Raw genomic sequence first — 13,156 nt, forward strand, 5'->3', positions numbered from 1 at the left:
TCCCGGAGGACACATTGCTGTTGCGAGCATTTGAGAGACTCGAACATATCGTTGATTTCATTCTTATTTACGGAGAATGAAAACGACATGTCGTTTCAATTTTCAGCTTGTTCCGGATTGTTAAAGAGCAAATATCTCAAACATGACTCGTTAAAGTCAGCTTTGAGATACTGGGTGGCAACGTCTTTCACGTCGTTACCGGTATGGCGTCCCCAAGGGGATTCGAACCCCTGTTACAGCCGTGAAAGGGCAGTGTCCTGGGCCTCTAGACGATGGGGACTCGGGTACTACTTTTGCTCGTTACTTCTATCAGACAATCTGTGTGGACACTGCGCGGGAAGGTATCTTCAGGTAAGGAGGTGATCCAACCGCAGGTTCCCCTACGGTTACCTTGTTACGACTTCACCCCAGTCATGAATCACAAAGTGGTAAGCGCCCTCCCGAAGGTTAAGCTACCTACTTCTTTTGCAACCCACTCCCATGGTGTGACGGGCGGTGTGTACAAGGCCCGGGAACGTATTCACCGTAGCATTCTGATCTACGATTACTAGCGATTCCGACTTCACGGAGTCGAGTTGCAGACTCCGATCCGGACTACGACGCACTTTATGAGGTCCGCTTGCTCTCGCGAGGTCGCTTCTCTTTGTATGCGCCATTGTAGCACGTGTGTAGCCCTGGCCGTAAGGGCCATGATGACTTGACGTCATCCCCACCTTCCTCCGGTTTATCACCGGCAGTCTCCTTTGAGTTCCCGGCATTACCCGCTGGCAACAAAGGATAAGGGTTGCGCTCGTTGCGGGACTTAACCCAACATTTCACAACACGAGCTGACGACAGCCATGCAGCACCTGTCTCACGGTTCCCGAAGGCACTTTCGCATCTCTGCAAAATTCCGTGGATGTCAAGGCCAGGTAAGGTTCTTCGCGTTGCATCGAATTAAACCACATGCTCCACCGCTTGTGCGGGCCCCCGTCAATTCATTTGAGTTTTAACCTTGCGGCCGTACTCCCCAGGCGGTCGACTTAACGCGTTAGCTCCGGAAGCCACGCCTCAAGGGCACAACCTCCAAGTCGACATCGTTTACGGCGTGGACTACCAGGGTATCTAATCCTGTTTGCTCCCCACGCTTTCGCACCTGAGCGTCAGTCTTTGTCCAGGGGGCCGCCTTCGCCACCGGTATTCCTCCAGATCTCTACGCATTTCACCGCTACACCTGGAATTCTACCCCCCTCTACAAGACTCTAGCCTGCCAGTTTCGGATGCAGTTCCCAGGTTGAGCCCGGGGATTTCACATCCGACTTGACAGACCGCCTGCGTGCGCTTTACGCCCAGTAATTCCGATTAACGCTTGCACCCTCCGTATTACCGCGGCTGCTGGCACGGAGTTAGCCGGTGCTTCTTCTGCGGGTAACGTCAATCAGCGAAGCTATTAACTTCTCTGCCTTCCTCCCCACTGAAAGTACTTTACAACCCGAAGGCCTTCTTCATACACGCGGCATGGCTGCATCAGGCTTGCGCCCATTGTGCAATATTCCCCACTGCTGCCTCCCGTAGGAGTCTGGGCCGTGTCTCAGTCCCAGTGTGGCTGGTCATCCTCTCAGACCAGCTAGGGATCGTCGCCTAGGTGAGCCGTTACCTCACCTACTAGCTAATCCCACCTGGGCACATCCGATGGTGTGAGGCCCGAAGGTCCCCCACTTTGGTCCGAAGACGTTATGCGGTATTAGCCACCGTTTCCAGTGGTTATCCCCCTCCATCGGGCAGTTTCCCAGGCATTACTCACCCGTCCGCCACTCGTCACCCAAGGAGCAAGCTCCTCTGTGCTACCGTCCGACTTGCATGTGTTAGGCCTGCCGCCAGCGTTCAATCTGAGCCATGATCAAACTCTTCAATTAAAAGTTCGATTTGCTGCAACAAGTGCAGCGATGCTCAAGTGTAAAACGTCATAATGAATTTCATTATGTGTTCACTCTTAAGACTTGATATTTTTTCGACACCCGAAGGTGTCTTGATATCAATCCTGCGAGTGCCCACACAGATTGTCTGATAAATTGTTAAAGAGCGGTGCAATCAGTGCCTGAAGCATCAGTTGCGAGGTGGCGTATATTACGCTTTCCTCCTTCGGAGTCAACTTCTTTTTGAGAAGTTTTTTCCGGCGGTTCAGATACTTCCTGAACCTCCTGAGCCGCTGGCCTGTAAGCCGTTGTGCCGTCTCAGTAGTTGCGCATTATAGACAGGTGCCGCAGGAACGCAAGCAGTAATATCAACTTTCTCACTGCTTGCTTGAAATTCGTGCGAAGCGCTGTTTTTTAGCCCTGTTTAATACGTGCAGGTAGCTCTTTCAGGCTATTAAGCACCCAATCCGCTGCACTCTCGCCTTCAGCAGTGACAGGCTTCCCGCTACGAACCAGCACCTTTTTACCTACTCCGGCAGCTAAAGCCGCCTGCATGTCTTCTATCTTATCGCCAACCATATAGGAAGCGGCCATATCGATGTTGAGATCCTTCTGCGCAGTAAGCAACATTCCCGGCTGCGGCTTACGGCAGTCACATGCCTGACGTAACTCTTCTACTATTGCTTCCGGATGATGCGGACAGAAATAGATACCATCCAAATCCACATCACGATCTGCCAGCGACCAGTCCATCCACTCAGTCAGGTGCATAAACTGAGCCTCAGTAAACATACCGCGCGCAATTCCAGACTGGTTCGTCACCAGTACCAGCGCGAAGCCCATCTCCTTCAGTTCACGCATGGCATCTATTACACCATCGATAAACTCAAAGTTGTCGCTTTCAAAGACATAACCGTGATCGACATTGATAGTGCCATCCCGGTCGAGGAAAATTGCGGGGACTTTCTCAGCCACGTAGTAACTCCTGCTAAAAAATTTGCCGTAGTGTATCGCATCATTACCATAAAAGAGAGAATGGCAGATTGAATGACTTCGATTGATTTAGACGTCTGGATGCCCTACCATCCATTCAGTCCCTTCAATGCGGGATGCAGTTATAATTTACGCCACGGATAACTCCCATCACGATAATAAATAAATCAATGATTAAACTTTCCAATATCACCAAAGTGTTCCAACAGGGTTCACGCACAATTACTGCGCTGTCTGATGTCAGTCTGCATGTGCCCGCCGGACAGATTTATGGCGTAATCGGCGCTTCCGGTGCAGGTAAAAGCACCTTAATCCGCTGCGTCAATTTACTGGAGCGTCCGACTTCCGGTAGCGTTCTGGTTGATAACCAGGATCTTACTACGCTGTCTGAAGGGCAGTTAACGCTGGCACGCCGCCAGATAGGTATGATCTTCCAGCACTTCAATCTGCTGAATTCACGCACCGTCGCCGGTAATGTTGCGCTACCGCTTGAGCTGGGTAACCTGTCAAAAGCTGAGATTAAAACCCGCGTCAGTGAACTATTGGATCTGGTTGGTCTTGCCGACAAGCATGACTCCTGGCCCGCTAATCTTTCCGGTGGACAGAAGCAGCGTGTGGCAATTGCCCGTGCGCTTGCCAGTAACCCAAAAGTCCTGCTTTGCGATGAAGCTACCAGCGCACTGGATCCGGCAACCACCCGTTCTATCCTCGAGCTACTGAAAGACATCAACCGCCGCCTGGGCATCACCATTCTATTGATTACTCATGAAATGGACGTGGTGAAACGTATCTGTGACTGTGTGGCAGTTATCAGTAATGGCCAGCTGATTGAGCAGGACACCGTTAGCGAAGTCTTCTCTCATCCGAAAACTCCACTGGCGCAGCAGTTTATTCAATCAACGCTGCATCTGGATATCCCGGAAGACTACCTGAAACGCCTGTCACCGCAGCCCAGCGCCACAACCGTTCCTTTATTACGCCTGGAGTTCACCGGTCAGTCGGTGGATGCACCGCTGCTCTCCGAAGCAGCACGTCGTTTTAATGTGAACAACAATATTATCAGTGCGCAGATGGATTACGCCGGTGGCGTTAAGTTCGGCATCATGCTGACTGAGATCCACGGTGAAGTTGCCGACACTCAGGCAGCCATTGCTTTCCTGCAAGAGCAACATGTAAAGATAGAGGTATTAGGTTATGTCTGAGGCGATGATGTGGTTAATGGGCCGCGGCATCTGGGAAACCCTGATGATGACCTTTGTCTCCGGCTTTTTCGGTTTTGTACTTGGCCTGCCGGTCGGCGTTCTTCTCTATGTTACCCGTCCCGGACAGATAGTCGCGAACGCGAAACTTTATCGTGTGCTGTCGGCAGCGGTGAATATCTTCCGCTCGATTCCTTTCATTATCTTACTGGTCTGGATGATCCCCTTCACCCGGATTATCGTAGGTACCTCGATTGGCCTACAGGCGGCGATTGTTCCTCTGACCGTTGGCGCAGCACCCTTTATTGCGCGTATGGTTGAGAATGCCCTGCTCGAACTGCCAACTGGCCTGATCGAGGCTTCCCGTGCCATGGGTGCTACGCCGTTGCAGATTATCCGCAAGGTTCTGCTGCCGGAAGCACTGCCAGGCCTGGTAAATGCCGCTACTATTACACTGATTACCCTGGTCGGCTACTCAGCGATGGGTGGTGCCGTCGGCGCAGGCGGTCTGGGTCAGATTGGCTATCAGTATGGCTATATCGGTTACAACGCGACGGTGATGAACACGGTATTAGTTCTGCTGGTTGTTTTGGTGTATTTGATTCAGTTCTGTGGCGATCGCATTGTTCGTGCGGTTACCCACAAGTAAACACAACAGTAGTTTCTCTCTATATTAAGGAAGGGATATGTCTTTTAATATTAAAACGCTTGCCGCTGTCGGCGCGCTTATCGGTACACTTGCACTGGCTGGCTGCGATCAGAAAGAGAAAGATCCAAACCACATCAAAGTGGGTGTGATTGTCGGTAGCGAACAGCAGGTAGCCGAAGTAGCAGCTAAAGTGGCGAAAGATAAGTACGGCCTGGATGTAGAACTGGTAACTTTCAACGATTACGTTCTGCCTAACGAAGCGTTAAGCAAAGGCGATATCGACGTGAATGCCTTCCAGCACAAACCTTATCTGGATCAGCAGATCAAAGACCGCGGCTACAAACTGGTTTCTGTAGGCAGTACTTTTGTTTACCCAATTGCCGGTTACTCCAAAAAGATTAAATCTCTGGACGAGTTGCAGAACGGTGCACAAGTGGCGATCCCTAACGATCCAACCAACCTTGGTCGCTCCCTGCTGCTGTTGCAGAAAGTTGGTCTGATCAAACTAAAAGATGGCGTTGGTCTGCTGCCAACCTCACTGGATGTGGTTGAGAACCCGAAAAACCTGAAGCTGGTAGAGCTTGAAGCGCCACAGCTGCCACGTTCTCTGGACGATCAGCAGATCGCTCTGGCAGTGATCAACACCACTTACGCCAGCCAGATCAACCTGACGCCAGCAAAAGATGGAATCTTCGTTGAAGATAAAGACTCACCATACGTAAACCTGATCGTTGCCCGTGAAGATAATAAAGACGCGGAAAACGTGAAAAAATTCGTCCAGGCTTATCAGTCAGATGAAGTTAACGACGCGGCGAACAAAGTGTTCAACGGCGGCGCAGTGAAAGGCTGGTAATTACCCGCTGCGGGTGGCTCCCTGTCACCCGCAATAATCGGCTCTTCGCCCATACGTGCCCGACTACACTCTCTCCGCTTGTTATTTCTGCTCCAGCTTGTTTCAATAACGCCACTTTTACCGAACATGAGGATGTTCCCATGCGTGTTTTACCGCTCTGTTTGTTAGCGCTGTCGCTGACAGGGTGTTCGTTGCTGCCACGGCCGTATGAGCCAGTGAAGCCATTTCCGCAGTCAACACAAACTGACTCATCGAAGTCGAAACCAGCAGCACGCCCTGCCCCGGTAAAACTCTACACTGATGCCAGCGATCTGGTCAGCAAACCATTCCGGGATCTGGGTGAGGTTTATGGCGATGATTGCCAGAGTAACGCACAAGATTCCCCACCGAACCTGGCAACCGCACGTAAACGTATGCAGATCCGGGCATCCGGTATGAAAGCAAACGCCGTGCTGGTGCATAAATGTGAAATTGTGAGCGGCGCTCAGGGCTGCCTGCGTCAGGCAGTATGCCAGGGATCAGCGTTGAAAGTTTCCAGCCAGTAAAAGACCATGCTTGTTCTGTACCGGGGGCAGTGATAACCCCTGGTTCTGAATATCCTTACAGTCTCAGAAATACTTCCCCCCTACTCATTCCCACTTACCTTATAAGATAAACCTTAGATTTATCATATTTTTCAACTAGTTATTTGAAATAAAAAATCATACTGGTAGACTTGTAACTTCAAATGTCTATATACAAAGGGATTGTATAATGCGTAAGTTAGTTTTTATTTTGGTATCATTAGCACTTACCGGCTGTGCAAATACAGCTGATAAAAGTGTTCAGAAAGCAGCACCAGCGAAAAAAGAGGCTCCAAACTCCGCGTTAGTTGTGAAATCCCCATCGAGCGTTCAGCTGCTGAGTAATACAGATGAACTCGGTGGCAAATCTTTCCTGGCTTTAGGTGTGGTTAGTGGTTCCGCCTGTCAGGCAAAGGCCACAGATTTCCCAACCGATATGAATGTCGTGCGTCGCCAGATGCAGGCTAACGCAATGCCTCTGAATGCCGATGCTGTATTGCTGAATAATTGTGAAATCATTACTAATACCCAGAGCTGCTATCGTCAGACTCTGTGTAAAGGTTCAGCACTGAGAGTTGCCCAATAGTGACGACATTTTCCTTCCAAAAAATTGGCACCATCCATTCCCCATGGAAGGAAAAATTCGCTGTTCCCCGCCAGCCTGGTTTAATTCAGGATGGCGGCGGAGAGCTCCATTTTCAGGCCCCGTATAATCATCCTGACGCCGTACGTGGGCTTGAAGAGTTCAGCCATCTGTGGCTGCTCTTTATTTTCCATCAAACAATGGAAGGTGGCTGGCGCCCCACGGTACGTCCTCCACGTTTAGGCGGCAATGCACGTATGGGTGTTTTCGCCACGCGTTCCACCTTCCGTCCTAATCCTGTCGGCATGTCTCTGGTTGAACTAAAAGGTATTCGCTATGAGCGGCAGCAGGTGATCCTTGAGCTAGGCAGCCTCGACCTGGTAGACGGAACACCTATCGTCGATATCAAACCCTACCTTCCTTTTGCCGAAGCGCTGCCAGATGCTCGTGCCGGGTTCGCCCAGCAGGCCCCGATTGCCGATATGCCGGTGAGTTTTAGTACAAATGCACAGCAGCAATTGGCGCAGCATCAGCAGCACTATCCTCACCTTGAGCGTTTTATCCGCCAGGTTCTGGCTCAGGATCCGCGGCCTGCATATCGTAAAGGGGAGGAACCCGACCGCGAATATGCCGCCTGGCTGCTGGAATTCAACGTTCGCTGGCGCGTAATGCACTCAGGTACCGAAGTTATCGCCATCGACCCGCGTTAATTTCTCCCGGCATCTTTTGACTCTCCTGTCGCGCTGGTACACTAGCGTCCATGTTTTTTTTGGCTCTCTTTCCGTTCATATGGAATCGTAACTCATGCGTACTACTCAATACCTGCTCTCCACTCTTAAGGAGACACCTGCCGACGCTGAAGTGATCAGCCACCAGCTGATGCTGCGCGCCGGGATGATCCGTAAACTGGCATCCGGTCTGTATACCTGGTTGCCGACCGGTTTACGCGTGCTGAAAAAAGTTGAAAACATCGTGCGTGAAGAGATGAACAACGCCGGTGCGATTGAGATTTCTATGCCGGTAGTTCAGCCTGCGGATCTGTGGCAGGAGAGTGGGCGCTGGGAGCAGTACGGCCCGGAGCTGCTGCGCTTTGTTGACCGTGGCGAGCGCCCGTTCGTTCTTGGCCCAACGCATGAAGAAGTCATTACCGATCTGATCCGTAATGAACTCAGCTCATATAAGCAGCTGCCGCTGAACTTGTTCCAGATCCAAACTAAATTCCGTGATGAAGTACGCCCGCGTTTCGGCGTGATGCGCTCACGTGAGTTCATCATGAAAGATGCCTACTCGTTCCATACGTCGCAGGAATCCCTGCAAGAAACCTATGATGCAATGTATCGCGCCTACAGCCAGATCTTCAGCCGTATGGGCCTGAATTTCCGCGCCGTGGATGCAGATACAGGCTCCATCGGTGGCAGCGCATCCCATGAGTTCCAGGTGCTGGCTCAGAGCGGTGAAGATGATGTGGTCTTCTCTACCGAATCTGACTACGCTGCAAATATGGAAAAAGCAGAAGCTATTGCTCCAGCCGGTGGCCGTGCGACTGCTACGCAACCAATGATGCAGTTCGATACGCCAGATGCGAAAACTATCGCTGAACTGGTGGAACAGTTTGCAATACCGATCGAAAAAACCGTTAAAACACTGATGGTTCACGCAACTAAAGAGAGCGGTCACACGCTGGTCGCACTGCTGGTTCGCGGCGATCATGAACTGAACGAAATCAAAGCCGAGCATATTGATATTGTTGCTGAACCGCTGACTTTCGCCACCGAAGAAGAGATTCGTACGCTGGTTAACGCAGGCCCGGGTTCCCTTGGCCCGGTGGGTCTGAATATGCCAATTATTGCTGACCGTACCGTGGCAGCAATGAGCGACTTCAGCGCGGGTGCCAATATTGACGGCCAGCATTTGAAAGGCATTAACTGGGAGCGCGATCTGCCGCTGCCACGCGTGGCCGATATCCGTAATGTGGTTGAAGGTGATGCCAGCCCGGATGGTAAAGGCACATTGCTGATCAAACGCGGTATTGAAGTGGGACACATCTTCCAGCTCGGCACCAAATACTCTGAAGCGATGAAAGCATCGGTACAGGGTGAAGATGGCCGCAACCAGGTGATGACCATGGGATGCTACGGTATTGGTATTACGCGCATCGTTGCGGCAGCCATTGAGCAGAACCACGACGATCGCGGAATTATCTGGTCTCCAGCGCTGGCACCTTTCCAGGTAGCGATTCTGCCAATGAATATGCAGAAGTCATTCCGCGTGAAAGAACTGGCTGAAGAGCTGTATGCCACGCTGCGTGCGAAAGGCATTGACGTTATCCTCGACGATCGCAAAGAGCGCCCTGGTGTCATGTTCGCTGATATGGAACTGATTGGCGTACCGCATACTATCGTGATTGGCGACCGTAATCTCGATAGCGAAGAAGTGGAATATAAAGCGCGTCGTGCCGGTGAAAAACGTATGATCAAAACCAATGAAATCGTTGATTTCCTGGTGAGTGAACTGGCGGTCTGACGCTAACTGAGGAGATGCTCAAGAAACCTGGCTTCTTTTCGATAAGACAAAAAAGCCACCGCATATACATAGATGCGGTGGCTTTTTTATTTAGTGCTGCTGCCAGAAGACACACAGGCATAACTTAACTGAGAAAAACCATTCTTATCGCTGCTTAATGCGTGCGGTTATTTCTGCGGAATTATCCCTGGTGCAATTCAATCACCGCGAACTTTACCGCGCAATGATTTAGTCGATGCTTTTCGCGCTTTACCTTCCAGACGGCGTTTACGTGAGGCCATCGTCGGACGCGTAGCCCGGCGGGTTTTTTCCACCACAGTCAGTTCAAGAATTAAATTTTCCAGCCGCTTTAATGCAGCCTCACGATTCATCTCCTGACTGCGATACTCCTGCGCTTTAATAATCACAATGCCTTCAGGGGTGATCAGATGGTGGCTGACGGCCATCATGCGTTCCTGATAGAACAGCGGCAGGCTGGAGGCGCGAATATCGAAACGTAAATGAATTGCCGTCGAACTTTTATTCACGTTCTGACCACCGTTTCCCTGCGCTCTGATCGCGGTGATTTCGATTTCTGCATCAGGAATAGTGACGCTACGTGATAATACAATCATGTCCTTTTTCCGGCCTCCAGCCACTGCTCAAATTGAATTTCCAGATGATTATTATCATCTGAAAGCCAGATTGTGCCGTCCTGGATAGTCGCCTGCAACGTCATTGAACGCGAGGCAAGCCGGGTCAGGGCACTGAGCTGTTCATCATTCAGATAACGTATCGTCAGGTTGTCATGCTGGGCAAGCTTGTTTTGATGCTGCTGCCACCAGGGCTGTGCGGCGCGCCAGTTATAGGTGTAAAGCCAGACATGCTGAGAACGGCTACAGGCTTTTTTGATTCTGCGCTCATCCGGCAGGCCGAGGTCAATCCATACATCAATGCCGCCATGGTCGTTCAACTGCCACACTTCAGGCTCATCTTCGGCGCTTAACCCTCGGGTAAAGGTCAGGCGCTCATTAGCATGAACCAGCCAGGCCAGCAGACGCAGCATCAGGCGCTCTTCAGTTTCAGAAGGGTGTCGGGCCAGCGTCAAGGTATTATCAATAAATACATTGCGATCCATGTCTGCGACATTGACCGTGGCTTTATAAATCGTTGCTTTAAGTGCCATAGGGATCCTTATCTCAATTACCCGCCATTGTAACCTGATGACGTCGTAAATCACTCGCTCACAGGCTGATTTCCCGTAAATGCCTGTGCTATAGTCGGTTAATCGCCAGAGAAAACTCTGAAGGGGGTGCATGTGCAAAAGTATTGCGAATTAGTTCGCCAGAAATATGCTGAAATCGGCAGTGGCGATCTGGGATACGTGCCTGACGCACTTACGTGCGTGTTGAAAGCGCTTGATGAAGTAGCGGGCAATTCTGAGCTACCGTCTTCCATCAGGGACAAGGCAGCCTATGCTGCCGCCAACTTATTGGTGAGCGACTATGTTGACGAAAGATGAAGCCTACAAACCGATAAACTGCGATGACTATGACAATCTGGAGCTCGCCTGCCAGAACAGCTGGATGCTGACACTGGCGTTAAAAGACGGTGAGCAGCTTAAGGCGAAGGCCAAAGATATGGTGTCGCGTAAAAATGTGGAATACCTGAGCATTGAAGTGGCCGGGGAAAACCGCGATTTACGTCTTGATCATATTGCCAGCTTCAGCCACCCGGATCTCGGCACCGTGGTAGTAAGCGAGTCTGATTAGACACTTCTTTCAGGCGGATCGTCGTTGATCCGCCTCTTCTCTCAGGGTTTCAAGCCCGCGTAATACGCTGCTAAATCGTCAATATCATCGTCACTCAGCCCGGCAACAAATGCTTTCATCACCTCAGCCTGCCCGCCGCTACGCGCTCCGCTTTTGTAAGCCTGCAAAGCCAGAACCAGGTATGCCTCATGCTGCCCGGCAAGATTAGGATAGATTGGCGCAGCCGCTTTCCCATCAGCCCCGTGACAGGCAAGGCAGCGTACTGACTTCTCCTGCCCTGCACTGCTGTTACCTGCTGCCAGCGCGGGCATACTACAACTTAGCAGCAGCGCCGCTATCAGTCTGACCTTCATCACCGATCTCCATCTTGTTATTTTCCCGACACCAGTCAATATTCCAGGTCGTTTCCGGGCTATCGGGGGCACCGTCACGGGTGACGAAGACGCCTGCTGCGGCAATCAAACGATCGCCATAAAAAATAAGCGGCGTCCGTTCGCGCTGCCACGGTGGGATCGCCAGCTCCTGCCACAATTTTTTTAGCGGGCGCCGCCCTGCGCGCCCGACAATATAAAACGATCCCTGTGCCTGAAAGCGCACAATGAGCGGCTCTTCAGGCCCCGGGCGACGCAGCGCCACTCCACGGTTATTTAGCCGCAACAGTCCAAGCCCATCCGGTAGCATTAACGGCTGTGCGGTGTCCGTCCACTCCAGCTGGTATCCTGCGAGTGACTGCATCAGTGGCAGCCAGTAGAGGCGGTCACGGAAGCGACGTACCTCATAGTGCCCCAGCCGCAGCCGTGGCTCTGCATCCTCTCGGCTACAGGCCACTTCCTGCCAAAGACGCCGCAGCGCATCCCGCGAGGGCATGCTGCCCTTCTGCCCGGCAATCCAGCGGCGAAGTAATGCATAACGCCGGGCATCGCTCATCTCCAGCATCGGTGCAATCGCCAGCGTACCGCAGGCATCCACCAGCAAGGCCAGAGACTCCGACAGCAGCTCATCTAATAGTTGCTCCTGCTCACCACAGAGCGCTGCACTACGGGCCACCGCTCGCGAGAAATTGGGCCAGCGTGCATTCAGCACTGGCAACACATCAAGACGCAGGAAATTACGGTCATAACGTGCGTCACTGTTGCTGTCATCCTCGATCCACGTCAGATGGTGCTGATGTGCCCAGGCTTCCAGCTGCTGGCGGCTTTGCTCAAGCAAGGGTCGCAGATGCCGGTGCGCGCCCAGCCAGTGCTGTTGCGGCATGGCTGCCAGTCCAGCCGGGCCGCTACCGCGTTTCAGTGCCAGCAGCAGCGTTTCGCTCTGATCGTCCAGGTGTTGCGCCGTTAACAGCGTTTCATCCTCCAGCAGCAGTTCACTGAAGGCGTGATAACGCGCAGTACGCGCGGCGGCTTCAATGCCACCCTGGCGCGCATCGACATCGACACAGACCACTTCCAGCGGAACCTGCCACTGCACACACTGCTGCCGACAGTGTGCTACCCAGCTGTCCGCCAGTGGGCTTAAACCATGATGGATATGCACCGCCCGCAGCTGTAACCCCGGGCGCTGGCTTCTGAGCAGCACCAGCTGATGCAGCAGCACGCTGGAGTCCAGCCCACCGCTGTAGGCCAGCAACACGCGGTGCTCACTCGCAAGCTGGGCCTGAAGAGGCGCAATAGAAGACATGGCGTTCCTGAAAGAAGAACCCGGCACAAAACCGGGTTTAGCAGAGGGCTATTCTAAACCTGGTATAGCTCAAGGGGCAATCCGTCGGGATCGTTGAAGAAAGTAAAGCGTTTACCGGTCACGGGATCGATGCGAACTGTTTCACAGCTTACGCCATGGCTTTCGAGATGCTGCTTCGCTGCATCAACATCCTCTACGCTGAAGGCGAGATGACGCAGACCGCAGGCTTCAGGTTGGGTCGGACGCACAGGAGGCTGCGGAAAAGAGAACAGCTCAATAATATACTCACCGTTAAGGGTCAGGTCGCCTTTCCACGAATCGCGCTCCTTACGGTAGACCTCGCCCATCAGGCCGAAACCCAGAATGTCGCAGTAAAACGCCTTACTCAGCGCATAGTCACGGGCGATAATCGCCACATGATGGACTTTTTTTAACTGTAGACCTGACATTGTTGCTCCTGATTAATGCAT

General features: G+C 52.1%; 15 protein-coding genes, 1 tRNA gene and 1 rRNA gene. 9 read left to right on the top strand and 8 right to left on the bottom strand.

Annotated elements, in window-relative coordinates; translation table 11 throughout:
* Positions 1 to 204 precede the first annotated feature (204 nt).
* The 3 genes from GN242_RS16955 to gmhB all read right to left on the bottom strand — a co-directional run bounded on the left by GN242_RS16955 (position 205) and on the right by gmhB (position 2,870).
* Positions 205 to 280: transfer RNA gene (locus GN242_RS16955), tRNA-Glu, on the bottom strand.
* A 72-nt stretch (positions 281 to 352) separates the two neighbouring features.
* Positions 353 to 1,895, bottom strand: a 16S ribosomal RNA gene (locus GN242_RS16960).
* Positions 1,896 to 2,309: 414 nt separating this feature from the next.
* Positions 2,310 to 2,870 (bottom strand): D-glycero-beta-D-manno-heptose 1,7-bisphosphate 7-phosphatase, encoded by a 561-nt coding sequence (gene gmhB / locus GN242_RS16965; protein ID WP_156287882.1) that lies wholly within the window; start codon positions 2,868 to 2,870, stop codon positions 2,310 to 2,312.
* Between the two features lie 188 nt (positions 2,871 to 3,058).
* Here gmhB and metN point away from each other — a divergent pair, with 188 nt between their 5' ends.
* The 7 genes from metN (at position 3,059) to proS (ending at position 9,258) form a co-directional block, all read left to right on the top strand.
* Complete coding sequence (gene metN / locus GN242_RS16970) at positions 3,059 to 4,090, top strand: methionine ABC transporter ATP-binding protein MetN (RefSeq protein ID WP_154752569.1); 1,032 nt, start codon at positions 3,059 to 3,061, stop codon at positions 4,088 to 4,090.
* Positions 4,083 to 4,736: a methionine ABC transporter permease MetI gene (locus GN242_RS16975; RefSeq protein ID WP_154752570.1), complete on the top strand. Its 654-nt coding sequence runs from the start codon at positions 4,083 to 4,085 to the stop codon at positions 4,734 to 4,736. The genes metN and GN242_RS16975 overlap by 8 nt, the downstream gene beginning before the upstream one ends.
* Positions 4,737 to 4,773: 37 nt before the next feature.
* Complete coding sequence (locus GN242_RS16980; RefSeq protein ID WP_154752571.1) at positions 4,774 to 5,589, top strand: MetQ/NlpA family lipoprotein; 816 nt, start codon at positions 4,774 to 4,776, stop codon at positions 5,587 to 5,589.
* Between the two features lie 140 nt (positions 5,590 to 5,729).
* A complete protein-coding gene (gene rcsF, locus GN242_RS16985; RefSeq protein ID WP_154752572.1) occupies positions 5,730 to 6,134 on the top strand; it encodes an envelope stress sensor lipoprotein RcsF in 405 nt (134 codons plus the stop codon).
* Between the two features lie 208 nt (positions 6,135 to 6,342).
* Positions 6,343 to 6,738 (top strand): Rcs stress response system protein RcsF, encoded by a 396-nt coding sequence (gene rcsF / locus GN242_RS16990; protein WP_154752573.1) that lies wholly within the window; start codon positions 6,343 to 6,345, stop codon positions 6,736 to 6,738.
* Positions 6,738 to 7,445, top strand: coding sequence for a tRNA (N6-threonylcarbamoyladenosine(37)-N6)-methyltransferase TrmO (gene tsaA, locus GN242_RS16995; RefSeq protein ID WP_156287883.1), 708 nt, complete (start codon positions 6,738 to 6,740; stop codon positions 7,443 to 7,445). The genes rcsF (GN242_RS16990) and tsaA overlap by 1 nt, the downstream gene beginning before the upstream one ends.
* Positions 7,446 to 7,539: 94 nt before the next feature.
* Positions 7,540 to 9,258 (top strand): proline--tRNA ligase, encoded by a 1,719-nt coding sequence (gene proS, locus GN242_RS17000; RefSeq protein ID WP_156287884.1) that lies wholly within the window; start codon positions 7,540 to 7,542, stop codon positions 9,256 to 9,258.
* 197 nt (positions 9,259 to 9,455) lie between these two features.
* Here proS and arfB read toward each other — a convergent pair whose 3' ends face one another.
* Positions 9,456 to 9,872, bottom strand: coding sequence for an alternative ribosome rescue aminoacyl-tRNA hydrolase ArfB (gene arfB / locus GN242_RS17005; RefSeq protein WP_154752575.1), 417 nt, complete (start codon positions 9,870 to 9,872; stop codon positions 9,456 to 9,458).
* A complete protein-coding gene (locus tag GN242_RS17010) occupies positions 9,869 to 10,423 on the bottom strand; it encodes a YaeQ family protein (RefSeq protein ID WP_156287885.1) in 555 nt (184 codons plus the stop codon). Before GN242_RS17010 ends, arfB begins: the two co-directional genes overlap by 4 nt.
* 132 nt (positions 10,424 to 10,555) lie before the next feature.
* Here GN242_RS17010 and GN242_RS17015 point away from each other — a divergent pair, with 132 nt between their 5' ends.
* Both GN242_RS17015 and rof read left to right on the top strand, forming a co-directional pair.
* Positions 10,556 to 10,759: a YaeP family protein gene (locus GN242_RS17015; protein WP_156287886.1), complete on the top strand. Its 204-nt coding sequence runs from the start codon at positions 10,556 to 10,558 to the stop codon at positions 10,757 to 10,759.
* The gene (rof, locus tag GN242_RS17020; protein ID WP_154752577.1) at positions 10,743 to 11,009 is read left to right on the top strand and encodes a Rho-binding antiterminator; all 267 of its coding nucleotides are present in this window, start codon (positions 10,743 to 10,745) and stop codon (positions 11,007 to 11,009) included. The genes GN242_RS17015 and rof overlap by 17 nt, the downstream gene beginning before the upstream one ends.
* 41 nt (positions 11,010 to 11,050) lie before the next feature.
* Here rof and GN242_RS17025 read toward each other — a convergent pair whose 3' ends face one another.
* From GN242_RS17025 to GN242_RS17035, 3 genes are read right to left on the bottom strand one after another with little or no spacing between them, the layout of a single operon-like run.
* Complete coding sequence (locus GN242_RS17025; RefSeq protein WP_197094742.1) at positions 11,051 to 11,365, bottom strand: c-type cytochrome; 315 nt, start codon at positions 11,363 to 11,365, stop codon at positions 11,051 to 11,053.
* Positions 11,322 to 12,686, bottom strand: a complete 1,365-nt coding sequence (gene tilS, locus GN242_RS17030) for a tRNA lysidine(34) synthetase TilS (protein WP_156287887.1) — start codon at positions 12,684 to 12,686, stop codon at positions 11,322 to 11,324. The genes GN242_RS17025 and tilS overlap by 44 nt, the downstream gene beginning before the upstream one ends.
* Before the next feature lie 53 nt (positions 12,687 to 12,739).
* Positions 12,740 to 13,135 (bottom strand): VOC family protein, encoded by a 396-nt coding sequence (locus GN242_RS17035; RefSeq protein ID WP_156287888.1) that lies wholly within the window; start codon positions 13,133 to 13,135, stop codon positions 12,740 to 12,742.
* Positions 13,136 to 13,156: the final 21 nt, after the last annotated feature.

Source organism: Erwinia sorbitola (assembly GCF_009738185.1).
Taxonomy (GTDB): Bacteria; Pseudomonadota; Gammaproteobacteria; order Enterobacterales; family Enterobacteriaceae; genus Erwinia; species Erwinia sorbitola.

Bases quoted from the DNA above. Each gene is read 5' to 3' on its own strand.
- rof (WP_154752577.1), top strand. From the start codon at position 10,743: ATGTTGACGAAAGATGAAGCCTACAAACCGATAAACTGCGATGACTAT.
- GN242_RS16975 (WP_154752570.1), top strand. From the start codon at position 4,083: ATGTCTGAGGCGATGATGTGGTTAATGGGCCGCGGCATCTGGGAAACC.
- GN242_RS17035 (WP_156287888.1), bottom strand. From the start codon at position 13,135: ATGTCAGGTCTACAGTTAAAAAAAGTCCATCATGTGGCGATTATCGCC.
- rcsF (WP_154752572.1), top strand. From the start codon at position 5,730: ATGCGTGTTTTACCGCTCTGTTTGTTAGCGCTGTCGCTGACAGGGTGT.
- rcsF (WP_154752573.1), top strand. From the start codon at position 6,343: ATGCGTAAGTTAGTTTTTATTTTGGTATCATTAGCACTTACCGGCTGT.
- tilS (WP_156287887.1), bottom strand. From the start codon at position 12,686: ATGTCTTCTATTGCGCCTCTTCAGGCCCAGCTTGCGAGTGAGCACCGC.
- GN242_RS17010 (WP_156287885.1), bottom strand. From the start codon at position 10,423: ATGGCACTTAAAGCAACGATTTATAAAGCCACGGTCAATGTCGCAGAC.
- proS (WP_156287884.1), top strand. From the start codon at position 7,540: ATGCGTACTACTCAATACCTGCTCTCCACTCTTAAGGAGACACCTGCC.
- arfB (WP_154752575.1), bottom strand. From the start codon at position 9,872: ATGATTGTATTATCACGTAGCGTCACTATTCCTGATGCAGAAATCGAA.
- GN242_RS16980 (WP_154752571.1), top strand. From the start codon at position 4,774: ATGTCTTTTAATATTAAAACGCTTGCCGCTGTCGGCGCGCTTATCGGT.
- metN (WP_154752569.1), top strand. From the start codon at position 3,059: ATGATTAAACTTTCCAATATCACCAAAGTGTTCCAACAGGGTTCACGC.